Source organism: Phenylobacterium sp. (genome assembly GCF_004297125.1).
In the GTDB taxonomy this organism is placed as follows: domain Bacteria; phylum Pseudomonadota; class Alphaproteobacteria; order Caulobacterales; family Caulobacteraceae; genus Phenylobacterium.
In genome coordinates, this window is sequence record NZ_SCVD01000001.1 from 363,344 (window position 1) to 386,700 (window position 23,357).

The following is a 23,357-nucleotide window of genomic DNA, read 5'->3' on the forward strand; positions in this document are numbered from 1 at the left end:
GGACCCTCGCTCGCCTTAGGCCGCGCGGCGCGAGGCGGAGAGGGTGGAGAAGTAGACGTCCTCCAATCCGCCCTGGACGGGCTCGAAGCCGGATCCCGGAACAGTGTCGGCCAGGACGTGGATCACGGTGCGGCCGCCGGCCAGGCGGGTGGAGATCACCTGGTGTTGCGCGCGCTCGGCGTCCAACTCGCCGCGGTCGATGATCTTCTTCCAGACCTTGCCGGACAGGCCTTCAACCAGGTCGGACGGCGCGCCTTCCCTCAGGATGCGACCGCCGGCCAGCACGGCCATGCGGGGGCACAGGTCGGAGACGTCGTCCACGATGTGGGTGGACAGGATCACCACCACGTTCTCGCCGATCTCGGCCAGCAGGTTGAGGAAGCGGTTGCGCTCCTCGGGATCGAGGCCTGCGGTGGGTTCGTCGACGATGATCAAGGTCGGCCGGCCGATCAGCGCCTGGGCGATGCCGAAGCGCTGGCGCATGCCGCCGGAGTAGCCGGCGACGGCCTTCTTGCGCACGTCCCACAGGTTCACCTGCTGCAGCAGGGTCTCGACCGTGTCCTTGCGCTCGCCCTTGCCGGCGATGCCCTTCAGGACGGCCATGTGGTCCAGGAGGTCGATGGCGGAGACGCGCGGATAAACCCCGAAATCCTGCGGCAGGTAGCCCAGGGTCCGGCGCAGCGCCTCAGGGTTGGCGATCACGTCGATGTCGCCGAACCGGATCGAGCCCTGGCTCGGCGTCTGCAGCGTGGCGATCGCCCGCATGAGCGTGGACTTGCCGGCCCCGTTTGGTCCCAGCAGGCCGAACATGCCCTTGCCGATCTCCAGATCGACGCCGTCCAGCGCGCGCGTCCCGTTCGGATAGACGTGCGTCAAACCCTTGATGGAAAGCATGACCCTCTAACTTCCACCCCCAGCCCTCGGCCAAGCTGCAACGGGGCAAGCCAGGCGGCAAGTGAGGGATGTGTAACGAAGCCGAATGACCGGGTTACGTCACGGAGCGAACCCGGTCTTGCCGCTTCGGCGACGGAGCCTGACCGGTTCCGCGACGTCGCCCGTGCGGATGCGCACGGTCCGCCTGCGCAGGATCATGGTCGTCAGGTGAGGTCGAGGGGGACCTTCGCCAAGTCGCCCTGCCAGGATTTGCGCGCCTCGGCGCGATACTCAGTCGCCTTCGCCTTGTCGGCCTGGGCCAGGATGCGCAGCGCGAGCGCGTCGTGCGGCCACTCCGCGAGGCTGGCGCGGGCGGCGGCGGCGGCCTCGGTCGGCTTACCGGCCTTGAGGTAGGCGGCCGCCAGGCTGCGGCGGACCGGGTACCACCACGGGGGCGGGTCGAAGTTCCTCGGGACCGGGAAGGCCTTCTCCTGCGCCAGGGCCGCGCGCTCGAAATGCCCGACCGCCTCCCTGGGCTTGCGCGCGATCATGGCGGCGCGGCCCAGCAGGACGCCTTCGGAGATCGTGGCGACGTCCACCTCGCCGCCGAGGTCGGCGGGTTTCGGCCCCTGGGCCCGCAGCGCGGCGATGGCGGCGGCCTCGCGGCGGACCCCCTTGGCGTCACGCTTGGCGGCCAGCGCTTCGCCGCGGGCATAGTGGCGGTAGATGGCGAGGATCCGCGGATCGTCCTTTCCGGCCGGCACGGCCAGGGCGCGCTCCGGATCGAAGCGGGCCAAGGCCACCAGGCTGCGGGCGCGGGAGAGGACCTTGCTCCGCTCGGGCGCGGCCTTCGGGAACGTGCGCTCCGCGTGGTCGGCGTACTTCACCGCCAGGGCGCCGTCACCGGCCATCAGGGCCCCGCCCAGACCGAACAGGTAGTTGTGAAGGTAGTAGCGCTGGCTGAGCGCGCCGGACTGCGCCAGGCCGACCTGGCTCTCGGCGTCGACCTTCAGGGCGCGCGCGTTGTTGAGCGCCACGTCCTCATAGTGACCGACCCGCATCATGGTGTGGGTGCCCATGTGGACGAGATGGCCCGCGCCCGGCGACAGGTCGGCCAGACGATTGGCGTAGGGCAGGGCCAGCCCCGCCTTGCCCGCGAACTCGGTGGCGTGGATGTAGTAGTGGATGGCCGCGCTGTCGTCGGGACTGCGCGCCAGCACCATCTCCAGAATCTCGATGGCGCGCGGCACGCCGGAATAGTCGTCCTGCCGGGCCGGGATGATCAGCACGTGGGCGGCCAGGTTGGCCAGCATGTTGTCGGCGGGGTCGGCGCGGACCAGCGCGTCGAGGGCGTGGCCGAAGGCCTGCTCGCGGCCTTCCTTCGGCGTCTCGGCGCCGTAGCGGAGCTGGAGGGCCTCGGCGAGGCCCTTGGCGCGGACGTCGCCGGGCTTGGCCAGCTCGCCGGCCCGCCTGGCCATCTTCAGCGCGTCGATCGTCTCCAGCGGCGTGATGCCGGTATTGAGCGTCGGGCCCAGCGAGAGCGCGACCCCGGCGGCGCAGAGGCTGCACGACGGGTCGGCCGCCGCTGCGCGTGCGAACGCCGCCTTGGCCTCGTCATGGGCGAAGGCGTGATAGAGCCGCAGGCCGTGGTTGAACCAGGCCTCGGCTTCCTTGCTGGTGGTGTCGACCGCGAATGCGACGTCGCCGAATCCCGGCAGCATCACGCCGCTCGCGGCCCCGCCCGTCGGCGCCGTGGCCGTTTCCGCGCCGCAGATGAAGCCGATCCCCACGAGGCTGAGGTCCGCGCCGATGGCGGACGGCGTGGCGGCCAGCATGGCCGTGCTGAGGGCGAGGACGAGCTTCATGAGCGAAGCATCGCCCGGCTGGCGAGGCGCGTCTAGGCGCTCAGGATCGGCGGCTTGAATTGGCCGGTCGGCGAGCCGGTGAAGACCTCGATCCCCTCCTCGGTGACGCCGCAGGAGTGCTCGCACTGGGCCGACAGTGACTTGTCGCGGGTGACCGCCGTCCAGCCGTCGGACAACAGTTTCACGGGATGCTTTCCGAGGTTCACCATCGGCTCGATGGTGAAGAACATGCCAGGCTGCAGCAGCTCGCCCGTGCCGCGCTGCCCGAAGTGCAGAATGTTCGGCGCGTCATGGAACACCTTGCCGAGGCCGTGACCGCAGAAGTCGCGGACCACCGAGCAGCGCATGCTCTCGACGTAGGACTGGATGGCCTGGCCGATGTCGCCGGTCCGGGCGCCGGGCTTCACGGCCGCCAGGCCGCGCTCCAGCGCCTCATAAGTCACGTCCACCAGCCGCTTGGCGCGCGGGGCCACCGGGCCGACGCCGTACATCCGCGAGGTGTCGCCGTGCCAGCCGTCGACGATGACGGTGACGTCGATGTTGACGATGTCGCCCTCGCGCAGCACCCGCTCGCCGGGGATGCCGTGGCAGACGATGTGGTTGGGACTGATGCAGACGGTCTTGGTGTAGCCGCGGTAGCCCAGGCAGGCGGGCAGGGCGCCATGGTCCAGGATGAACTCACGCGCCAGGTCGTCGAGGTGGCCGGTGACCACGCCAGGGACCACGTGCGGCGTCAGCATGTCGAGGCATTCGGCGGCCAGCCGGCCAGCCTTGCGCATGCCTTCGAAAGCCGCGGCGTCATGCAGCTTGATCTGGCCGGTCCGGTATTCGCCCTCGAGGGTGTCTGTCATCGATATGCTCCGGCGCCTATGTCGCAACCCTAGCACGGAAGTTCAATGGCGGCGGCGTGGACACCACGCCGCGGCGCGGAGCGGAGCATGGCCGGCCGCTGAGCAGCTCGCGTTCGGAAGCTCCCCCTAACTGACGAGCCAACCGGCGGACGAAGCCTAGCTGGGCAGCGGGAACAGCCCCTCGGGATCGTCCACCGGGGCCGGGGCGTCGATCTCGCAGACCAGGCCGTCCGGCGGGAACCCGAGGCGCACCTGGCCCCTCAGCTCGGCGGCGAGGCCGCGTTCCAGCAGGCGCGAGCCGAAGCCTCGCCGGGCGGGCTCGGCCACCGGCGGGCCGCCGCTCTCGCGCCAGCTCAGCCGCAGGCGGGGCCCGTCGGGCGATTCGGCCAGGCCCCAGTCGATCGCCACGCGCCCCGCCCCTGTGCTCAGGGCGCCGTACTTGGCCGCGTTGGTGCAGAGTTCATGCACCGCCAGGGCGAAAGCGACGGCCGACTTCGGCGGCAGGGTGGCGTCGGGGCCGTCGAGATGGAACCGCGCGGCCCCCGAGCCCTGCGCGAAGGGCTGTGTGGTCCGCACGACCAGTTCGCGCAGCGAGACGGAGCGCCATTCGGCCTCGGTCATCAGCACGTGGGCGCCGGCCAGCGCCATCAGCCGGCTGTCGAAGTCCGCGCGGGCCAGGGCGGTCGGGCGGTCGGCGCGCAAGGTCTGGGCCGACAGGCTCTGGACGATGGCCATCGTGTTCTTCACCCGATGGTTCAGCTCGTTGACCAGGAGCTGCTTGTGGTCGAGCTCGGCGCGCAGCGATTCCATCAGGTCGATGTTCTGCAGGGCGGTGGCCATGCAGCTCGCCAGGGCCGCCATGGCCGAGACCTCGTCCTCGGACGCCTCGCGGACGTCGCGCCAATAGGCCCCCAGCGCGCCGAAGGGGTCGGGTTCGCCGACGGGGGTCATGATCAGGCTATGGATGCCCGTCGGCCGGTACGCCTCGTGCGGGATCCGGTCGTCGACATAGATGTCGGGGATCACCGCCTGCCGGCGGTTCAGCATCGCCCAGCCCGAGATGCAGGCGGTCAGCGGGAATTTCTGGTCCGTCCACAGCGGGACTTCGCTGTCCTCGGCGATGTAGTGGCAGCGGTCGCCGTCGCGCAGGACGATGGCCACGCCGAGCGAGCCGGTGATGTCGCGCGCGGCGCGGCGGGTGATGTCGATGATCGCTTCGTGGGTCCGGGCGGCGCTGAGGTCTTTCACCGCCTTGGCCAGGCGCGCGAACCGCGCCCGGGGCAGCCAGCTGACCGTGGCCCCCTCTTCAGACCTCTCCGCACGCGACGTCATCGGACCCTTCCTCGCTCCCCGAAGCACTATCCGGGGAGGTGTTACGACCTCATTGCAGCCAAGGTTGCGTATCTTGCCAAGGCACCTTTCGAGCGAGCGTCACGGAATGCGGCGTGATGGCGCAGGCGTGGGCCAGGACCTCCACGCCGGCGGCGGCGGCGGCCGTGAGGCCCTTCGCGTAGGCCGGGTCCAGGTCGTGACAGGCCTCGAAGGCGTCGCAGTCCGCCCGCTGGATCACGAACAGCATCACCGCCCGCTGGCCGGCCTCGACCATGGCGGTCAGCTCGCGCAGGTGCTTCAGCGAGCGGGCGGCGACACAGTCGGGGAACTCGGCCAGCGTCCCTGCGCGGCGCAGGTGGCAGTTCTTCACCTCCAGCCAGCACGGCGCGCGGTCCGGATGCTCCAGCAGGAAGTCGACGCGGCTGTTCTCGCCGTAGCGCACCTCGCGCCGGTGACTAGCGTAGCCGGCGAGCTCGGGGATCGCGTCGGCGGCCAGGGCCTCCGCCACGATACGGTTGGGATGCATGGTGTTGATGCCGATCAGGCCGCCGTCGGCCTCCACCAGCTCCAGGGTATGGGCCAGCTTGCGCTTGGGGTCGTCGGACTTCGAGAGCCAGGCGGGCAGGCCGGGCGTGTTCAGACCCAGCATGGCGCCGGGATTCGGGCAATGTGCGGTGATCTCGCGCCCGTCCTCCATGACCACGTCGGCGAAGAAGCGCTTGTAGCGGCTCACCAGTACGCCGCGTTCCAGTGGTTGCGGGAAGTCCATGGATGGCTTTAGTCCGAAGCTGAAGGCAGCGTGATGTAGGCGAGGGATCGGCGGATGGCGAGCGACGGAGAAGAACGGGTCACCGCCGCGGTGCTGATCATCGGCGACGAGATCCTCTCGGGCCGCACCCAGGACACCAACCTGCGCGACATCGCGCGGTACCTGGGCGTGCTGGGCGTCGACCTGGCCGAGGCGCGCACGGTGCCCGACGTGCTGGAGGAGATCGTCGAGGCGCTGAACGCGCTGCGCGCCCGCTACGACTACGTCATCACCACCGGCGGGATCGGGCCGACGCACGACGACATCACCGCCGACGCCGTCGCGGCCGCATTCGGCGTCGAGCTGGAAGAGCACCCCGAGATCATGGCCATGATGACGGCGCGCTGGGGCGACGAGCTGAACGCTGCGCGCCGGCGGATGGCGCGGGTGCCGGTCGGCGGGGCGCTGGTGAAGAATCCGGTCCAGGGGCCGCCGGGCTTCACCATCGGCAATGTGTTCACCCTGGCCGGCGTGCCGCAGATCATGCGCGGCATGCTGGAGGACGTGGGCCCGAGGATGCGGGGCGGTCGGCCCACGGTCTCGCGGACGGTACGGGTGGAGGGCTCGGGCGAGGGCCAGATCGCCGCGCCGCTGGAGGCGGTGGCCAGGGCGCACGGCGACATGTCGCTGGGCAGCTATCCGTTCTTCGGGCCCGAGGGCTACGGCTCGAACCTCGTGGTGCGGGGTCGCGACCCGGCGCAGCTGGTGGAAGTGGTCGAGGAACTCGTCGCCGCGTTGCGACAAGCGGGCATCGACAACGTCCGCGAGATAGAGGTAGCGTAACAACTATATGTCACCCGGTTTTCGCCCTTGGTAAGGAGCGCTCAGATGATTTCCCTGGTGTTTGCCGCCGCGCTGCTCGCCGGCGCCGCAGATCCGGCCGGCCAGGCCGCCACCGCCAAGATGGCCGCCGCGCCGTCCGCGACGCCGACCAAGGCGACAAAGGCCGACAAGACCGAGATGGTCTGCAAGCGCGAGGCCGTGCTCGGCAGCCGAATGAAGGAACGGGTCTGCATGAGTCAGGCCGACTGGGATCAGCGCAAAGCCGACTCCCGCGCCGATGTGGAGAAGGGTCAGAGCGTCAAGCCGCTGACCTTCTAGCCGGGCGGCCGGCGAGCGCCGCGCACGGGGAGTCTCTCAGCCATGGTGTCCTTGATGTTCGCTGCCGTCCTGCTCGCCGCCGCTGCGGCGCCGGCGCAGGCCGGGGCGCCCACGACGGTCGAGCCCGCCGTCGCCACCGCGCCGGCCAGGAGCCCGCCCAAGCCGCGGGCCGACGAGATGGTCTGCAAGCGCGAGCCCGTGCTCGGCAGTCGGATGAAGGAACGGGTGTGCCTGACCCAGGCCGACTGGGAGCAGCGCAGGGCCGACGCCCGTGCCGATATCGAAAAGGCGCAGACGAACAATCCGATCAAATGACCTGGCCCATCCACAGGCTCGGCCTTCCGCCTGTGGATAACCTGTGCGTTCTATATGTCCGAGCCCGCGCCGACGGCCAGCGCCAGCCATGAGCTGCGCGGCGGCCTGGCGCCCAGCGCCGGAAATCCATTCAAACGTGTGGACAACACGCGGAACGACAGGATCGGCTCATGCGAAAGTCTGGACAGATTGCCGCAGGGTTACCAGCTAACCTAGCGGCGCCGCTGATGGGGCGGCCCGGCGCGGGCGTGTGCGCCGAGACCTGCGACAAGGAGCTCGCCATGTCGGGAGCGGTCCGCTGGGCCGTGGGGGCCCTCATTCTTCCCCTACTTGTCTCCTGCGGGGCGAAGAAGGCCGATGGCCCGCCGCCGCCGCCGCCGGTGACGGTGTCCGCGCCCCTGGCGCGGCAGATCATCGACTGGGACGAGTTTGTCGGGCGCTTCGAGGCGATCCAATCGGTCGAGGTGAGGCCGCGGGTGTCGGGCTATGTCCAGACCGTCGGTTTCCGCGACGGCGACATCGTCAGGAAGGGCCAACTGCTCTTCGTGATCGACCCGCGCCCTTACCAGGCGGCCCTCGCCCAGGCCCGCGCCGACCAGGCCAGCGCGGAGGCCCAGTCCGCCAACGCCAAGGTGGAGCTGGAACGGGCCAAGACCCTGCTCGACAAGGGGTTCGTCTCGAAGTCCGTCTACGACGCGAGGCTGGCCACCCAGCGCTCGGCCGACGCCGCCGTCGAGGCCGCCAGGGCGCAGGTGCAGGCCCGGCAGCTGGACGTCTCGTTCACTCGTATCACCTCGCCGATCGCAGGCCGGGTCTCGGATCACCGGGTCGATGTGGGCAACCTCGTGGCCGCCAGCGGGTCGGAGGCGACCCTGCTGACGACCGTCGTTTCGCTGGACCCGATGCACTTCGCGTTCACAGGCTCCGAGGCGGTCTACCTGAAGTACCAAAGGGCCAACGAGGCCGGGACGCGCACCAGCTCGCGCTATGCGTCCAACCCGGTGGATATCCAGCTCCAGGACGAGACCGGCTACAACTGGCACGGGCGGATGGATTTCGTGGACAACGCGCTGGACACCGGCTCGGGCACGATCCGCGGCCGCGCGGTGGTGCGCAATCCCAATAACCTGCTGACGCCGGGCATGTACGGCCGCATGCGGCTGCTCGGTTCGGGCGCCTATACCGCCTTGTTGGTTCCGGACGCCTCGGTGCTGGCCGACCAGTCGGACAAGGTGGTTCTGGTGGCGGCCAGGGACGACACGGTGCAGCCGCGCAAGGTGATCCTGGGGCCCATCGTCGATGGCCTGCGGGTGGTCCGCAGCGGACTCTCGGCCAATGACCGGGTGATCATCGAGGGCCAGGCCCGCGTGCGTCCCGGCATGAAGGTCGCGCCGAAGGCAGGCCGGATCGTCAGCGCCGCCCCGACTGCGCCGCAGCCCAGCGTGCTGGAGCAGCCGGCCGCCCAGGCCACTACCGCCAAAAGCGGCCGGTAGTCCGATGCGGTTCTCGCGCTTCTTCATCGACCGGCCGGTCTTTGCGGCCGTCATCTCGGTGATCATCATCCTGGTGGGCGCGTTCGCCTATCCGTCGCTGCCGATCGCCCAATATCCGGAGATCGCGCCGCCGACGATCACGGTGACGGCGACCTATCCGGGCGCGTCGGCCGAGGTGATCGCCGACACGGTGGCCCAGCCGCTGGAGCAGGAGATCAACGGCGTCGAGGACATGCTCTACATGACCTCGTCGTCCACCTCGGACGGCCTGCTCACGATCACACTCACCTTCAAGCTGGGCACGGACCTGAACAACGCCCAGGTGCTGGTGCAGAACCGGGTCGCCTCGGCAGAACCCCGGCTGCCGGAGGACGTGCGCCGGCTGGGCGTGGTCACCCGCAAAGCGTCCCCAGACCTCTTGATGGTGATCCACCTCTATTCGCCGGACGGGTCGCGCAGCCCGGACTACATCTCGAACTACGCCCTGCTGCAGGTCCGCGACCGGCTCGCCCGGCTGGACGGGGTGGGGGACGCACGCATCTTCGGGGCCCGCGATTACGCCATGCGGGTCTGGATCGACCCGGACAAGGCGGCCGCGCACAACCTCACGGCCGGCGAGATCGTCGCGACCCTGAGGGCCCAGAACGTCCAGGTCGCGGCGGGGGCCGTCGGCCAGGCGCCGTTCAGCGCGGCGGGCTCGGACTTCGAGCTCAATATCAACACCCAGGGCCGGCTGACCGACCCGGCGCAGTTCGCCAACATCATCCTCAAGAACGACGCCACCGGCCGCATCGTGCGGGTGAGCGACGTGGGACGGGTGGAACTGGGCGCCCAGGACTACCGGGTCAACGCCTACCTCGACCGGGGCCAGAAGGCGGTCGCCATCGGCATCAGCCAGAGGCCAGGCTCGAACGCGCTCGCCACCGCCGACAGCGTGCTGAAGACCATGAAGGAGCTGGGCCCGGCCTTCCCGCCCGGCCTGAAGTACACCGTCATCTACAACCCGACCGAGTATGTCGCCGAGTCGATCAAGGAGGTCCGCAAGACCCTGTTCGAGGCGGTGCTGCTGGTCGTGCTGGTGGTCATCGTCTTCCTGCAGACCTGGCGCGCGGCGATCATTCCGGTGCTGGCGATCCCGGTCTCGCTGGTCGGCGCCTTTGCGGTGATGGCGGGCTTCGGGGCATCGCTGAACAACCTGTCGCTGTTCGGCCTGGTGCTGGCCATCGGCATCGTCGTCGACGACGCCATCGTGGTGGTCGAGAACGTCGAGCGGAACCTCGCGGCCGGCATGACCCCCAGGGAGGCGGCCTACAAGACCATGGAGGAGGTGGGCGGCGCGCTGATCGCCATCGCCCTGGTGCTGGTGGCGGTGTTCGTCCCCACGGCCTTCATCACCGGCATTTCCGGCCAGTTCTACAAGCAGTTCGCGCTCACCATCGCCAGCGCCACGGTGATCTCGTGCCTGGTCTCCCTGACGCTGTCGCCGGCCATGGCCGCGCTGGTGCTGCGCCGCCACCCCGAGCATCGGGTTGCGGCCAAGGGCTGGCGGCGGCCGTTCCAGGCGTTCGCCTGGAAGTTCAACGACGGGTTCGAGGTGCTGAGCAGCCGCTACGGCAAGCTGACGGCCCTGACGGTCCGGCGCGGCGTCATCATGCTGGCGGTCTACGCCGTGCTGCTGGGCCTCACCGCGTGGCGCTTCTCGGCCACGCCGACCGGCTTCATCCCGGCGCAGGACCAAGGCTACTTCATCGCCGTCGTGCAACTGCCGCCCGGCTCGTCGCTGGCGCGGACCGACAAGCTGGTGAGGCAGGTGGTCGACACCGCCATGGACACGAAGGGCGTCGAGCACGCCGCCGCCTTCGTGGGCCTGGATGGCACCACCTTCACCAACGCCCCGAACGCAGGAACCATCTTCCTGCCGCTGACACCCTTCCACGAGCGCAGCAAGGAGGGGGTGAAGGCCCAGGCGGTGCTGGACGAACTGCGCCAGAAGCTGGGGCAGATCGCCGGCGCCAACGTGCTGGTGATCCAGCCGCCCCCGGTCAGCGGCATCGGCACCGGCGGCGGCTGGAAGCTGATGGTCGAGGACCGCATGGGCAAGGGCTACCGCGCCCTCGAGCAGGCGACGGTCGACATGATGGTGGAGGGCAACCAGCAGGAAGAGCTGACGTCGGTCTTCACCCTGTTCAACACCTCGACGCCCAGGCTCTACGCCGACATCGACCGGGACAAGGCCCAGATGGCGGGCGTTCCGCCGGAGCGGGTGTTCGAGGCCCTGTCGGTCTATCTGGGCTCGGCCTTCGTCAACGACTTCAACTACCTGGGCCGCACTTACCGCGTCACCGCCCAGGCCGACGCGCCCTATCGGGATGAGTCCTCCGACATCGCGCGGCTGCAGACCCGATCGCTGTCGGGCGCGATGGTGCCGCTGGGCTCCCTGGCGACGATCCGCGACGACAGCGGCCCCTATCGGGTGGTGCGCTACAACCTCTATCCGGCGGCCGAGCTGCAGGGCGACACCAAGCTGGGCTATTCATCCGGCCAGGCGCTCGACAAGGTCGAGGAACTGGCCAAGGCGCGGCTGCCCGCGGGCTTCGGCTTCGAATGGACCGAGCTGGCCTACCAGCAGAAGACGGCGGGCAACACCGGCGCCATCGCGTTCGGCCTCGCGGTGGTGTTCGTCTTCCTGCTGCTGGCGGCGCAGTACGAGAGCGTGACCCTGCCGCTGGCGATCATCCTGATCGTCCCGATGTGCCTGCTGGCCGCGATCCTGGGAGTGAACCTGCGCGGCTTCGACAACAACATCCTCACCCAGATCGGGTTGGTGGTGCTGATCGGGCTGGCCGCCAAGAACGCCATCCTAATCGTCGAGTTCGCCAAGCAGGCCGAGGAACGCGGGCTCAGCCGCTGGGACGCGGCGGTGGAGGCGGCCCACACCCGCCTGCGGCCGATCCTGATGACCTCGTTCGCCTTCATCCTGGGCGTGCTGCCCCTGGTGATCGCCAGCGGCCCGGGCGCGGAGATGCGCCAGGCCCTGGGGACGGCGGTGTTCTTCGGGATGATCGGGGTGACCGGCTTCGGCCTGCTGTTCACGCCGGCCTTCTACGTGATGTGCCGCTTCATCTCGGACCGCCTGTGGAAGCCGCAGGAATGCGAGGCTCTGAAATCCCCGGAGCACCCGGCGGAGTAGCCTCACGCCGCCAAGTTCTCCAGCCGCGTCAGCCAGTAGTCGGCGTCGTAGGTGGGGTCGCCGGTGAGGTAGCGCCACAGCTTCACCCGGTTGACCATCTCCAGCCGGCCCGTGTCGTCCTCGAACCACGGCTCGGGGGTCATCAGGATCTTCTCGACGGTCATGGGTGGGGCGGACTTCACATAGAAGATCGCTCGTTGCCCGGCCGGCGTCTCCAGGGTCGAGGTGTCGAACATCCGCACCTGGGAGCGGCTCGGGTTCATGCGGATCTTGAACATGGTGCGCGTGCGGTCGGACAGGTTCACGCCGCCGCCGTGCCAGATGCCCGAGTGCAGGATGAGCAGGGTTCCCGCCTCGCAGACCATGTGCTGCTGGCCGCGGATGTTCTGATAGCGGCCCAGGGCCGCCTCGCTGACCTTGCGCAGGTGCGTGCCCGGGATGAAGCGCGTGCCGCCCATCTCCCGCGTCACGGCGTGCGGGTAGTACATGATCTGCACGTCGAAGGCCTGGCGCGGGTCGATCGTGGAGTCCTGGTGCGTGTGCTGGCTGACGTTCTCGCCGCCACCGGCCTCGTGATAGGCGGGCGGGAATGTCACGTGCAGGAAGTGGTGGTCGAAGGTGGGATCCTCGCCCACCAGGCTGCGGATGGCGCCCGCCACTACCGGCAGTTCCAGCATCCGCGCCAGGGCCGAGCCCTGCGGATAGGTGTGGGCCAGCGGGACGCCGGCGCCGACCTCGGGAATGGCCGCCTGCGCCAGCAGTTCGCCATAGGCGCCGCGCAGCTTGCGGCCGGGCCGGGGCTCGGCGATCTCGCCGACCTCGGCGAGGAACTGGGTGTTGATCTTGTCCGGGACCACGGCGTCCATCCGCAGGAAGCCACGGGCGGTGAAGTGGGCCATGTCGTGAGCGCTCAGCAGGGGCAGTTCGCTCATGCGGCGACCTCCGAAAGCTGTTCGAACCAGAATTCGTACTTCAGGTAGCTGACGTCGAACTCGGCGCCACGCTGGTGGGGCAGCAGTTGGGAGGCCTGGAAGAGCCGCCAGCCGTCCTTCAGGGCGTCGAGGCCGGTGCGGTAGGGCGGCTCTTCGGAGTCGCCGGCCATGTGTCGCGTCTGGCCCGTGCCGTCGTAGCGGCTCCAGCCGACCACCGGCGAATCCAGCGCGGAGTTGGTCAGATACAGAACCAGCACGGTCTGTCGCCGCATCTCCCGTTTCCCCCGCTTTTCTTTGAGCGTCGCATGAAGTCACTGTCGGCGGGAAGGGGCCGCGCCGCCTTGACCGACATCGCCTTGACCGACGCCGGGGCGCCCGCCAACAAGGGGCCGCAAAATGGGAGGACTAGCGAAATGGCGTTCAAACCCTTCGACCTGACGGGCAAGGTGGGCTTGGTGACCGGCGGCAACGGCGGCATCGGCCTGGGCATGGCCGAGGGCCTGGCCGCGGCCGGGGCGAAGGTGGCGATCTGGGGCCAGAACCTCGAGAAGAACGCCAAGGCCGAGGCGGCCCTGAAGGCGCACGGAGGCGAGGTGCTGGTCCAGGCGGTGGACGTGGCCGACGAAGCCAGCGTCGTGGCCGGCGTCGCAGAGGTGCTGAAGACCTTTGGCCGGCTGGATTTCGTCGCCGCCAACGCCGGCATCGGCGGCGGGGCGCCGTTCGACCAGATGACCACCGAGAAGTGGCGGCGCGTCACCACGGTCAACCTGGACGCCGTCTTCTGGACCTTCCGCGAGGCTGCCAAACATATGCTGGAGCGGGCCAACGCCGGCGATCCCGGCGGCTCTCTGGTGGCGACCTCCTCGACGTCGGCCATCCACGGGGCCCCGCGCAACCAGGCGTATGCCGCCACCAAGGGCGCCGTGCTTTCGATGGTTCGTGGCCTGGCGGTGGAGTACGCCCGGTACGGCATCCGGGCGAACTCGATCCTGCCGGGCTGGATCGCCACCGATATGACCTCCGGCCTGCAGTCCAACGACAAGTTCAACGAAAAGGCGATCGGCCGGGTCCCGATGCGGCGCTGGGGCGAGGGCGAGGACTTCTCGGGAATCGCGGTCTACCTGGCCTCCGACGCGTCGAAGTTCCACACCGGCGACAGCTTCGTCATCGACGGCGGCTACACGATTTTCTAGGAGCCGAGGCATGGCCGACCGCTACGCCGCCTACCAGCGCCTGAAGTTCGAGCGGCCGGCCGACGGTGTGCTTCGGATCGTGATGAGCAATCCGGGCAAGCTGAACGCCGCCGACCAGCAGATGCACTGGGAGTTGGCCGAGATCTGGCGCGATATCGACGACGACCCGGAGGTCCGCTGCACCATCCTGACCGGGGAGGGGAACGCCTTCTCGGCCGGCGGCGACTTCGAGATGATCCAGAAGATCGTCGATGATTTCGAGATGCGGGTGAGGATCTTCAAAGAGGCCCGCGACATCGTCTACAACCTGATCAACTGCTCCAAGCCGGTGGTCAGCGCCATCCGCGGGCCGGCGGTGGGGGCGGGGCTGGTCTGCGGCCTCCTGGCCGATATCTCCATCGTCACGCCCGAGGCGAAGATCATTGATGGCCACACCCGCCTCGGCGTTGCGGCGGGCGACCACGCGGCCATCGTCTGGCCGCTGCTGTGCGGCATGGCCAAGGCCAAATACTACCTGCTGACGTGCGACCCGCTGAGCGGCGCCGAGGCCGAGCGGATCGGCCTGGTCTCGCTCTGCGTGCCGGATGCGGACTTGGACGCCAAGGCGCTGGACGTGGCCTCGCGCCTCGCCTCCGGCGCCCAGCAGGCGATCCGCTGGACGAAGCTGTCGCTCAACAACTGGCTGCGCAGCGCGGGTCCGACCTTCGACGCGTCGGCCGCGCTGGAGATGCTGGGCTTCACCGGGCCGGAGGCGCGCGAAGGGCTGGCCTCGCACCGCGAGAAGCGCAGGCCGAAGTTCGTCTAGCCATCCAGGAAGCCCACGACCTCCGCGATGCGGCCCTGGTCGTCGATGCGGACGATGTCGGTGCCGCCGGCGACGCGCGGTCCCCCGTCAGCCGCCAGGTCCCATGAGAACCGGACGAACTGCCGGTGGCTGTCGGGCTTGCCGCGCAGGCTGAAGGCGTGGCCCGGGAACTGGGTGCGGGCCAGTTCGATCATGTCGCAGATGGCGCCCCGGCCGCTCGCGGCCATCAGCGGGTCGGCATACTGCGCCGCGTCGCTCCAGCTCGCGCTGAGCTGGCCCAGGCGCTGGGTGGCGTCGGGCTGATTCCAGACGGCGAGATAATCCCGCGCGATCGTGTCGGGGTCATGCATGGCTACGCTCCTCAGTCCGGGACCGTCCCGGCTCACCCTCGAACGATCGGGCGCCGCGGGCGTGAGGTCGATTACGCGGGAGGTAAGGGCTGCGCGCCCGGGCCGCGCTCGTGTCGGTTGGACCCGTTGGCGGCGCAGTTTACCATGTAAGGCCTTGGCCCAGTCTGGAGTCTCCCATGCTCGACCTCGTCCTGGCGATCGCCCATCACCTGTTGGTCTTCGGCCTGTTCGGCATCCTCTTCGCCGAATTCATGCTCGTGCGTCCCGGAATGGACACTGCGACCGTGCAGCGGGTCTCGCGCATCGATATCGCCTTCGGGGTCCTGGCCGGCCTGATCCTGGTCGTCGGCTTCGCCCGCGCCGGCATGGCCGCGAAGGGCTGGGCCTACTATTCGCACAACGGGTTCTTCTGGGCGAAGATCGGCGTGTTCCTGCTGATCGGGCTGCTCTCGGCGCCGCCGACCATCGCCTTCATCCGTTGGCGCAAGGCCGGCGCGGCGCCCACCGACGTCCAGGTCGCGGGTGTCCGCCGCTTCATCCACGCGGAGGTGGCGCTGTTCGCCCTGCTGCCCGCCTTCGCCGCAGCCATGGCGCGTGGCCGCGGACAGTTCTAGCCGGGCGCGCCGCGCGCCTGAAATATTTAACGTCACCGTCAGAAACGCGTCACCGAACTCCGCCACAGCCCTCCCCAACCAAAAGCGGGGATAAGCAATGCATCGGTTCGGGTTGAAGGCGCAGCTTTGCGCCACGGCGGCGTTTTGCCTGATGACGGCGGCGGGCGGGTCGGCGCGCAGCGCCGAGGCGGCCGAGGCCGAAAGCGCCGTCGATGAGGTGGTGGTCACCGGCACCCGCGACGTGGGCCGCACCGCCTTCACCACCTTGGTTCCGGTGGACGTGCTGACGGCGGAATCGATCCAGGCCTCGGCCACCAGCCAGCTCGGCGAGAACCTAGCCCAGCAGATTCCCTCGTTCATCGTGCAGAAGCTGCCGACCTCGGACGGTTTGCAGTTCATCCGGCCGGCGACGCTCCGCAACCTGTCGCCCGACCAGACCCTGGTGCTGGTCAACGGCAAGCGCTTCCACCGCTCGGCCTTCCTGGGCTCGCGCGGCGCGCAGGGGCCGGACCTGGCCCAGATCCCCAGCTTCGCGGTCGGCCGGATGGAGGTGCTGCGCGACGGCGCCTCGGCCCAGTACGGTTCCGACGCCATCGCCGGGGTGATCAACATCCTGCTGGACGACAAGCCGGGCTTCGCGGGCTTCGGCCAGGCCGGGCAGTTCTACGAGGGCGACGGGACGACCTATCGCCTGGGGGCGAAGGGCGGCGTGGCCATCGGCGACGGCGGCCACCTCAATGCGACCTTCGAGTGGTCCGACGCCGAGCTCACCTCGCGCAGCCGCCAGCGCCCCGACGCCATCGCCTTCCAGCAGGCGAACCCGGGGGTCGTGGTGGACAATCCCGTCCAGCGCTGGGGAAACCCGGACCTGGAGACCTACCAGGGCGCGGCCAACGCCGCCGTCCCGCTGGGCGAGGTGGCCGAGGCCTACGCCTTCGCGACCTACACGAAGTCGGACGGGATCAACGACATCAACTGGCGCAACCCGGCGGCGAACCCGGCGATCTACAACGTGACGGCCGCCTTCCCGGGCTTCAATCTCCGCTCGATCTATCCGGGCGGCTTCACGCCCCGCGAAGGCATCCACGCGCGCGACATCCAGGCGGTCGGCGGCGTGCGCCACGCCGAGGACGAGCGGTTCACCTGGGACCTCAGCGTCTCGTACGGCCGCAACGCCAGCCGGTTCTTCCTGAACAACTCGATCAACGCCTCACTGGGCCCGCAAAGCCCGTTCGACTTTGACCTGGGCCGGCTGGTCCAGGAGGAGGTGAACTTCAACGCCGACGGGGTCTACCGCCTGCCGATCACGGGGCTGGCCCAGCCGCTGAACATCGCCTTCGGGGTCGAGCAACGGACCGAGACCTACAAGATCGAAACCGGAGATCCGGCGTCCTACGCCGTCGGGCCGGGCGCGAACTTCGGCCTGGCGCCCAATTCCAACGGCTTCCCGGGCTTCAGCCCGCAGCAGGCCGGCGACTGGGACCAGAAGAGCTACGCCGGCTATGTCGACCTGGAGGCCCAGGTCACCGACCGCTGGAGCGTCGGCGGGGCGCTGCGCTATGAGGACTTCTCGGAGTTTGGCGACACCCTGAACTTCAAGCTCGCCAGCCGCTTCGAGGTGACGACCGGCATCGCGGTGCGGGCGTCCTATTCCACGGGGTTCCGCGCGCCGACGCCTGGCCAGCTCAATTCCACCAGCACCTCCCAGGGGTTGGACACCGTGACGCTGCAGCTCTTCCAGTCGGGCCGTCTGTCGCCCACCAATCCCGTGGCGGTGTTCCTGGGCGCCAAGCCGCTGGAGCCCGAAGAGTCCAAGACCCTGACGGCGGGGGTGATCTGGCGCACGGACATCGGCTTCTCCGGCTCGATCGACGCCTACCAGATCGATGTCGACAAGCGGTTCAGCACCTCGCCCACCGTCACGGTGACACCGGCGATCCGGGCGCAGCTCATCGCCCTTGGCGTCCAGGGCGCCTCGGCCTTCACCTCGATCAGCTGGTTCACCAACGATTTCGACACCCGCACCCGCGGCGTCGATGTGGTGGTCACCTATGCGCGGGACGTGGGGCCGGGCCGGCTCAACCTCACGGGCGCCTACAACTACAACAAGACCGAGGTCACCTCGGGCGCCCTGGGCCGCAGCGCCACCCAGCAACTGCTGTTCGAACAGTCGCGGCCGAAGAACAACCTGACCGGTTCCGCGACCTATAAATGGGGTCCGGTCGAGCTGCTGGGCCGCATCCGCTACTACGGCAAATGGACCGACAGCACCGGCAATGCGACCGGGGAGATCTTTCAGGACTTCGGCGCACTCACCTTCTTCGACGTGTCGGCGACCTACCGGGTCAACGACAACCTCTCGGTGCGGGTCGGGGCGGAGAACGTCTTCGACAAGTATCCGGACGAGGCGGTGTTCCAGGCCAGCCGCGGGCTCGTCTATTCGCGGAACTCGCCCTACGACACCAACGGCGGCCAGTACTACGCGCGGGTCGACGTACGCTTCTAGGTCTTGCGGCGGAGCTCGGCGGCCAGGGCGTGATAGCGGGCCGCCGGCTCGGTCTGGCCGAGGGTCTCGTAGAAAATCGCCAGGTTGTGGGCGGCCATGTGGCTGCCCCGGCCGGCCACCGCGCCATCCAGTTGCGGCCGTTCGCCGATCTCCAGGCATCGCTGCCAGGCCGACTCGACGATGGGCAGGAAGTCGCTCAGCGCGCGCTCCGGCTCCTGGCTGGCGCATTCCAGGTAGAGGTCGCCCAGCGCGAACCAGAAGTCGGGCGACTCCGGCCAGTTTGCGACCTCCGCGTCGGCGAGCTGGAGCGCGTCGGCGGTGCGCCCCGCGGTCTTGAGCGCGGTGAGGGCGCGGACGACCAGCGCGTGGCGATAGGGAGCGTCCGGAGGGACCAGCCGCAGGGCCTCGGTGAAGCAGAGCGCCGCGTGCGGGGGGCGGCCGCGGACCTGATGCTCCTTGGCGAGCTGGAACCAGAGGTAGGGGTCCTCCGGCGCGCCCTGCAGCTCCAGCATCAGCAGGGTCTCGTTGCGGTCCCCCTTGCGCGCCAGGTTGGCGGTCGTGAAGCCGTCATGGCCCAGGCGCAGCGGGAGGCGGACGCCCCGGCCGACCCCGACCGGCTGCTCGTGGATCCGGCCCTCGTAGCGAACGCCGCGCGGCAGGATGCGCGGGATCCAGGTGACTGCCGCGCCTTCGCCGCCGGGCTGGTCCAGCTGGTTGTCACGCCGGACCTCGCCCATGAAGTCGCCTCCGGCCGGCGACAGAGTCTCTGGGCCGAGGCACTCCGTCCCGTCCTCGATCCACTCATCGGCGTCCAGGACCAGGTTCCAGGCCGCGTCCGACAGCGCCAACGACGCGTTGCGGGCCGCCGCGAAGTCGTCGATCCACTCGAAGGCGGCGACCTCCGCGCCCTCGGCGGCGGCAAGCGCCTGGGTGCCATCCGCCGAGCCGGTGTCCAGCACGATCATGCGGTCCACATGAGGGCGCGCGCTGCGCAGGGCGCGGGCGATCGACTGGGCTTCGTCGCGGACGATCATCACGAGGGCCAGGCGAGTCATGGCCGCGAGCCTAGCGCCGCCCGCTAGTCGGTGAACACCACGGTCTTGCGACCGTTCAGCAGCACGCGATCCTCCACGTGCCAGCGGACGGCGCGGGCCAGGACGCGGCGCTCGATGTCGCGGCCCTTGCGGATCAGGTTGGCCGGGGTGTCGCGGTGGCTGATACGCTCGACGTCCTGCTCGATGATCGGGCCTTCGTCGAGGTCGGCGGTGACGTAGTGGGCGGTGGCCCCGATCACCTTCACGCCGCGCGCGTGGGCCTGGTGATAGGGCCGGGCGCCCTTGAAGCCTGGCAGGAACGAGTGGTGGATGTTGATGCAGCGGCCGGCGAGCTTGGCCGACAGGTCGTCCGAAAGCACCTGCATGTAGCGGGCTAGGACGACCAGCTCGGTTCCGGTCTCCTGGACCAGGGACCAGAGCGCCGCCTCCTGGTTCGCCTTGGTGTCCGCCGTCACCGGCAGGTGCCGGAAGGCGATGCCCTGCAGGTCGGTGTGCGGGAAGGTCGTGGCGGGATGGTTCGAAACCACCGCGGTGATGTCCATCGGCAGCTCGCCCTGCCGCCAGCGCCAGATCAGGTCGGCGAGGCAGTGATCGGTCTGCGACGCCAGGATCATCACCTTGCGGCGCTCCTTGGCGCCGCGCAGCGTCCAGGTCATGGCGTATTCGGCCGCCAACGGAGCGAACGCTCCGCGCCAGGTCTCAGCCGCCGTCTCGCCAGGGTCGAACACCACCCGCATGAAGAAGCGGCCGGTCTCCTGGTCGTCGTATTGCTGGGCGTCGAGGATGTTCGCCCCGCGCTCGAACAGCAGGGCGGACACGCGGGCCACGATGCCGGGGCGGTCGTCGCAGGAGAGGGTAAGGATCATCGCGGGGGTGGGCTTGCCGCCCGCAGGCTGTAAGGTCAAGGCTGCCGTGGGGAACGCGAAGGAGTTCGGATCATGCGATCGGCGACGTACCTGGCCATTGCCGCCGTCCTGGCGCCGGCCCCCGCGCTCGCGCCCTCGGCGGCGGTCGCTCAAGGGCGCGGTCCCGAGGAGGTCTGCAGCCGCGATATCAGCTACGAGGTTCAGGATCGCTATCCGCAGGCGCGCGGCGTCCGGATCATTTCGACCAACGTGAGCGACGGCCGCAACGAGGCCCGGGTGACCGGCAAGGGCGAGTTCGACGACCGCAACGGCGGCGTGTCGAAGTTCAGCTACGGCTGCAGCTACAACTACCGCAGCGGCCGGACCTCGAACCTCGACGTCAGCGACCTCGCGCCCAAGAACAAGGACAACAGCGCCGCCATCGCCGGCCTGGTCCTGGGCGCCATCGTGGTCGGCGCCCTGGTCGCCGGGTCAAGGGACAAGGATCGGGACGACGACTGGAACCACCACGAGGTGTGGAGCCCGGCCGACGGCGTCCGCTGCGTCGCCCGGGAGCGGTCCTGCTACAAGCACGGCCGCTATTCCGAGAAGTGGACGCAGCGGATCTTCTATCGCTGATCCGTCAGGCGGTGGGGCGCGGCGCCTCGCCCTTGCCGGCCGGGGCGTCGGCCTCGGGCGGCGGATAGCGGAAGCCGTCGCCCGCGCCATCGGACGCGGCGAGCTGCGCCGCGGCGAACTCCCAGTTGGCGATGTTGTCGAACCAGCGCTCCAGGAACGCCTTCCGGTCGTTCTTGTAGTCCAGGTAGTAGGCGTGCTCCCACAGGTCGCAGACCAGCAGGGGGAACAGCCCCTCGCGCACCAGGGTGTCCTCGGCGTCATGGGTGGAGATCACCTTCAGGCCTTCCGAGCCGGTGACGATCCAGACCCAGCCGGAGGCGAAGTGGTTCGCGCCCTCCTCGACGAAGGCCTCGCGTAGCGCCTCCAGGTCGTCGAAGCCCTCGCCGACGGCGCGCAGCAGGTCGCCGGACGGACCGTCGCCGCCAGGTGGGCGCATGCATTCCCAGAAGAAGGCGTGGTTCCAGGCCTGGGCGGCGTTGTTGAACAGCTTCTTGTCGCCGCTCCTATGGGCCTCACGCACGACATCCTCGAGCGACCGGCCCGCGAGCCCGGCCTTGGCGGCCAGGTCGTTGGTCTTCGCCACATAGGTCTTGTGGTGCTTGTCGTGGTGGGTCCGCAGCGTGTCGGCGGACATGAACGGGCCGAGCGAATCGTAGCCGTAAGGCAGGTCGGGGAGGGCATACATGGGGGAACCTCGCGTGGCAGGGGATGTGCGTCTGTCCCACGCTCAACCGCCGGGCGCATAAGGCGTTCCAGAACGTCGCTCGTTCGATTTAACCATTGCGCGAGTGGCCGATAGCGGTGTGATATGGCCAAGCTGGGGGGCACAAGCACACAGGATGTGATCCCCGGCGGTTTGGCCGAAAAAGGGCCGACGGCGTCGACACGGGGCGCCCCATGGGGATTGTTATGGGGCCTACCGTAGCGCGTTGCGCTGCGGCGACGATTTTCGTCGCCGTCGCGCCAGGAATTTCACATGCCCAATCGCCGGCGCCGACCCGACAGGAACTAAATCCTGCCGCGCGGGCTCAGGTGGCTCCGCCGCCGGCCGATCTGTTCAGCCAGCCAGGGGCGGGCGAATGTCCGCTGGCCGAGAACCCGGCCGCGTTGACCGTCACCTCGGTGACCTTCCGCGGGCTCCAGTCCGTGAAGGCCGAGGAGCTGGCGCCGATCTATGCCGATCTGCTCAACAGGCCGGGCGACGCGTCCGACCTCTGCAAGATCCGCGACCGGGTGGCCGACGCCCTGTTCGACCGCGGCCTACTGGCGCGGGTGGAGATCCCGGCGCAGACCATCGACGGCGGGGCGGTGACCCTGGAGGTCATCGAGGCGCACATCGTCAACGTCAGCGTCCGCGGCGATCCCGGCCCGACGGCGCCGCTGCTGGAGCGCTACGCCCGGAAGCTGCGGGGCATGGCGCCCTTCGATATCAAGGAGGTCCAGCGCTACATCCTGCTGGCCTCCGACGTCCCGGGCCTGAAGGTGCGGGCGTCGGTGCGGCCGAACCTGTCGGGTGCGCGCGGGGCTGTCGACCTGGACCTGGCGGTCGTCCGCGACGACGAGGACCTGATCGTCAACGCCCAGAACCTGCAGGGCAAGGCGACTGGCCGGTTCGGCTTCCTGGCCCGCTACGACCTCAACGCCCGCACCCGGTACGGCGAGCGGACCTCGATGGTCTTCTACCGGACGATCAAGAACGAGCAGTGGGTGGTCCAGGGCCTGGAAGAGGTCCGGCTGGGCGGCGAGGGAACGGTGCTCCGCGGCGGCGTGGCCTATGGCGAGAGCCGGCCGGGCGACACGCTGAAGGGCCTGGGGCTGAAGAGCGTCAGCGTCGTGGGCAATCTGGAGGTCGCCTATCCGCTGGTCCGCAAGCGCCGCGAAAATCTCTGGGTGGCGGCTGGCTTCGAGTACATCGATCAGGACACCCGCCTCGGCGGCGGCGGCAAGCTGATCAACGACGACCTGCGGATCTTCTACGCCCGGGTCGAGGGCGACCAGACCGCCTACTACGGCTATCGTCCGATCGTCCTGCAGGCCTCCGCCAGCCTGCGGCGCGGCATCGAGGGCTTCGGCGCGACCGACGAAGGCGACCGGTTGCTCTCCCGCTTCGAGGCCAGGCCTGCGGCCTGGACGTTCACGGCCGAGGCCTCGGCCCAGGCGGTCATCACCCCGCGCATCTCGGCCTATGTCGAGGTCCAGGGCCAGTACGCCAACCAGCCGCTGGCGGCCTATGAGGAGTTCGCGGTCGGCTCGCTGACCATCGGTCGGGGATACGACCCCGGCTACATCTCGGGCGACCAGGCGCTGGCGGCGACCTTCGAGATCCGTGGCGGGCCGTTCCAGCCGCGCTCGGGCTGGGCCGTCAGCCCCTATGCCTTCTTCGATATCGCCCAGACCAAGGACAAGGACCGGGGCGGCGTCCAGCAGACGCTGAAGTCGGTGGGCGCGGGCTTCCAGGTCCCGGTGCGCGAGCGCTGGGTGCTGGACCTCAGCTACGCCCGCCCGCTCGACAAGCGCGCCATCGACCGGAAGAAGCCGCCCGGCCGCCTGCTGCTCAATCTCACCGCTCGCTTCTTCTGAGCCGGGAGGA

At 69.3% G+C, this 23,357-nt stretch carries 22 protein-coding genes; 11 read left to right on the forward strand and 11 right to left on the reverse strand.

Annotated features, from left to right (window positions below; all coding sequences use genetic code 11):
* Positions 1–15 precede the first annotated feature (15 nt).
* From EPO51_RS01760 to sfsA, 5 genes are all read right to left on the reverse strand, one after another.
* Positions 16–894 (reverse strand): ABC transporter ATP-binding protein, encoded by an 879-nt coding sequence (locus tag EPO51_RS01760; RefSeq protein WP_293345331.1) that lies wholly within the window; start codon positions 892–894, stop codon positions 16–18.
* Positions 895–1,097: 203 nt separating this feature from the next.
* Positions 1,098–2,738 (reverse strand): hypothetical protein, encoded by a 1,641-nt coding sequence (locus EPO51_RS01765; protein ID WP_293345333.1) that lies wholly within the window; start codon positions 2,736–2,738, stop codon positions 1,098–1,100.
* 32 nt (positions 2,739–2,770) lie between these two features.
* Positions 2,771–3,589, reverse strand: a complete 819-nt coding sequence (map, locus tag EPO51_RS01770; protein ID WP_293345335.1) for a type I methionyl aminopeptidase — start codon at positions 3,587–3,589, stop codon at positions 2,771–2,773.
* Between the two features lie 156 nt (positions 3,590–3,745).
* Complete coding sequence (locus EPO51_RS01775) at positions 3,746–4,921, reverse strand: sensor histidine kinase (protein WP_293345337.1); 1,176 nt, start codon at positions 4,919–4,921, stop codon at positions 3,746–3,748.
* Between the two features lie 49 nt (positions 4,922–4,970).
* Positions 4,971–5,690 (reverse strand): DNA/RNA nuclease SfsA, encoded by a 720-nt coding sequence (gene sfsA / locus EPO51_RS01780; protein ID WP_293345339.1) that lies wholly within the window; start codon positions 5,688–5,690, stop codon positions 4,971–4,973.
* Between the two features lie 54 nt (positions 5,691–5,744).
* On the opposite strand from sfsA, the gene EPO51_RS01785 reads away from it, so the two are divergent.
* The 5 genes from EPO51_RS01785 to EPO51_RS01805 all read left to right on the forward strand — a co-directional run bounded on the left by EPO51_RS01785 (position 5,745) and on the right by EPO51_RS01805 (position 11,828).
* A complete protein-coding gene (locus EPO51_RS01785; RefSeq protein WP_293345341.1) occupies positions 5,745–6,512 on the forward strand; it encodes a competence/damage-inducible protein A in 768 nt (255 codons plus the stop codon).
* A gap of 45 nt (positions 6,513–6,557) precedes the next feature.
* Positions 6,558–6,830 (forward strand): hypothetical protein, encoded by a 273-nt coding sequence (locus tag EPO51_RS01790; protein WP_293345343.1) that lies wholly within the window; start codon positions 6,558–6,560, stop codon positions 6,828–6,830.
* A gap of 54 nt (positions 6,831–6,884) precedes the next feature.
* Entirely contained in the window at positions 6,885–7,145 is a 261-nt protein-coding gene (locus EPO51_RS01795) for a hypothetical protein (RefSeq protein WP_293345345.1), read from the forward strand.
* Between the two features lie 227 nt (positions 7,146–7,372).
* A complete protein-coding gene (locus EPO51_RS01800; protein WP_293345347.1) occupies positions 7,373–8,638 on the forward strand; it encodes an efflux RND transporter periplasmic adaptor subunit in 1,266 nt (421 codons plus the stop codon).
* Between the two features lie 4 nt (positions 8,639–8,642).
* Entirely contained in the window at positions 8,643–11,828 is a 3,186-nt protein-coding gene (locus EPO51_RS01805) for an efflux RND transporter permease subunit (protein ID WP_293345349.1), read from the forward strand.
* Between the two features lie 2 nt (positions 11,829–11,830).
* Here the strand turns inward: EPO51_RS01805 and EPO51_RS01810 are convergent, their stop codons facing one another.
* Positions 11,831–12,760: a phytanoyl-CoA dioxygenase family protein gene (locus EPO51_RS01810; RefSeq protein WP_293345351.1), complete on the reverse strand. Its 930-nt coding sequence runs from the start codon at positions 12,758–12,760 to the stop codon at positions 11,831–11,833.
* Positions 12,757–13,032 carry a hypothetical protein gene (locus EPO51_RS01815; RefSeq protein WP_293345353.1) on the reverse strand — a complete coding sequence of 92 codons (276 nt, stop codon included), beginning with the start codon at positions 13,030–13,032 and terminating at the stop codon, positions 12,757–12,759. Before EPO51_RS01815 ends, EPO51_RS01810 begins: the two co-directional genes overlap by 4 nt.
* Positions 13,033–13,173: 141 nt before the next feature.
* Between EPO51_RS01815 and EPO51_RS01820 the strand changes: the two genes are divergently transcribed.
* The gene (locus EPO51_RS01820) at positions 13,174–13,953 is read left to right on the forward strand and encodes an SDR family NAD(P)-dependent oxidoreductase (RefSeq protein ID WP_293345355.1); all 780 of its coding nucleotides are present in this window, start codon (positions 13,174–13,176) and stop codon (positions 13,951–13,953) included.
* Positions 13,954–13,963: 10 nt separating this feature from the next.
* A complete protein-coding gene (locus EPO51_RS01825) occupies positions 13,964–14,758 on the forward strand; it encodes an enoyl-CoA hydratase/isomerase family protein (protein ID WP_293345357.1) in 795 nt (264 codons plus the stop codon).
* Here EPO51_RS01825 and EPO51_RS01830 read toward each other — a convergent pair.
* Positions 14,755–15,108, reverse strand: coding sequence for a nuclear transport factor 2 family protein (locus EPO51_RS01830; RefSeq protein WP_293345359.1), 354 nt, complete (start codon positions 15,106–15,108; stop codon positions 14,755–14,757). The genes EPO51_RS01825 and EPO51_RS01830 overlap by 4 nt on opposite strands.
* Before the next feature lie 176 nt (positions 15,109–15,284).
* Here EPO51_RS01830 and EPO51_RS01835 point away from each other — a divergent pair, with 176 nt between their 5' ends.
* Both EPO51_RS01835 and EPO51_RS01840 read left to right on the forward strand, forming a co-directional pair.
* Complete coding sequence (locus EPO51_RS01835; RefSeq protein ID WP_293345361.1) at positions 15,285–15,722, forward strand: DUF2214 family protein; 438 nt, start codon at positions 15,285–15,287, stop codon at positions 15,720–15,722.
* A 97-nt stretch (positions 15,723–15,819) separates the two neighbouring features.
* Positions 15,820–18,228 (forward strand): TonB-dependent receptor plug domain-containing protein, encoded by a 2,409-nt coding sequence (locus EPO51_RS01840; protein WP_293345363.1) that lies wholly within the window; start codon positions 15,820–15,822, stop codon positions 18,226–18,228.
* Here the strand turns inward: EPO51_RS01840 and EPO51_RS01845 are convergent.
* Together EPO51_RS01845 and purU are read right to left on the reverse strand one after the other, a co-directional pair.
* Positions 18,225–19,283 carry a glycosyltransferase gene (locus EPO51_RS01845; protein ID WP_293345365.1) on the reverse strand — a complete coding sequence of 353 codons (1,059 nt, stop codon included), beginning with the start codon at positions 19,281–19,283 and terminating at the stop codon, positions 18,225–18,227. The genes EPO51_RS01840 and EPO51_RS01845 overlap by 4 nt on opposite strands.
* Positions 19,284–19,306: 23 nt before the next feature.
* The gene (gene purU, locus EPO51_RS01850; protein WP_293345367.1) at positions 19,307–20,149 is read right to left on the reverse strand and encodes a formyltetrahydrofolate deformylase; all 843 of its coding nucleotides are present in this window, start codon (positions 20,147–20,149) and stop codon (positions 19,307–19,309) included.
* Between the two features lie 72 nt (positions 20,150–20,221).
* On the opposite strand from purU, the gene EPO51_RS01855 reads away from it, so the two are divergent.
* Positions 20,222–20,767: a hypothetical protein gene (locus EPO51_RS01855; protein ID WP_293345369.1), complete on the forward strand. Its 546-nt coding sequence runs from the start codon at positions 20,222–20,224 to the stop codon at positions 20,765–20,767.
* 4 nt (positions 20,768–20,771) lie between these two features.
* On the opposite strand, the gene EPO51_RS01860 is transcribed toward EPO51_RS01855, so the two are convergent.
* Positions 20,772–21,452 carry a superoxide dismutase gene (locus EPO51_RS01860; RefSeq protein WP_293345371.1) on the reverse strand — a complete coding sequence of 227 codons (681 nt, stop codon included), beginning with the start codon at positions 21,450–21,452 and terminating at the stop codon, positions 20,772–20,774.
* A 347-nt stretch (positions 21,453–21,799) separates the two neighbouring features.
* Between EPO51_RS01860 and EPO51_RS01865 the strand changes: the two genes are divergently transcribed.
* On the forward strand, positions 21,800–23,347 hold the full coding sequence (locus tag EPO51_RS01865; protein ID WP_293345373.1) for a ShlB/FhaC/HecB family hemolysin secretion/activation protein: 1,548 nt from the start codon (positions 21,800–21,802) through the stop codon (positions 23,345–23,347).
* Positions 23,348–23,357 lie beyond the last annotated feature (10 nt).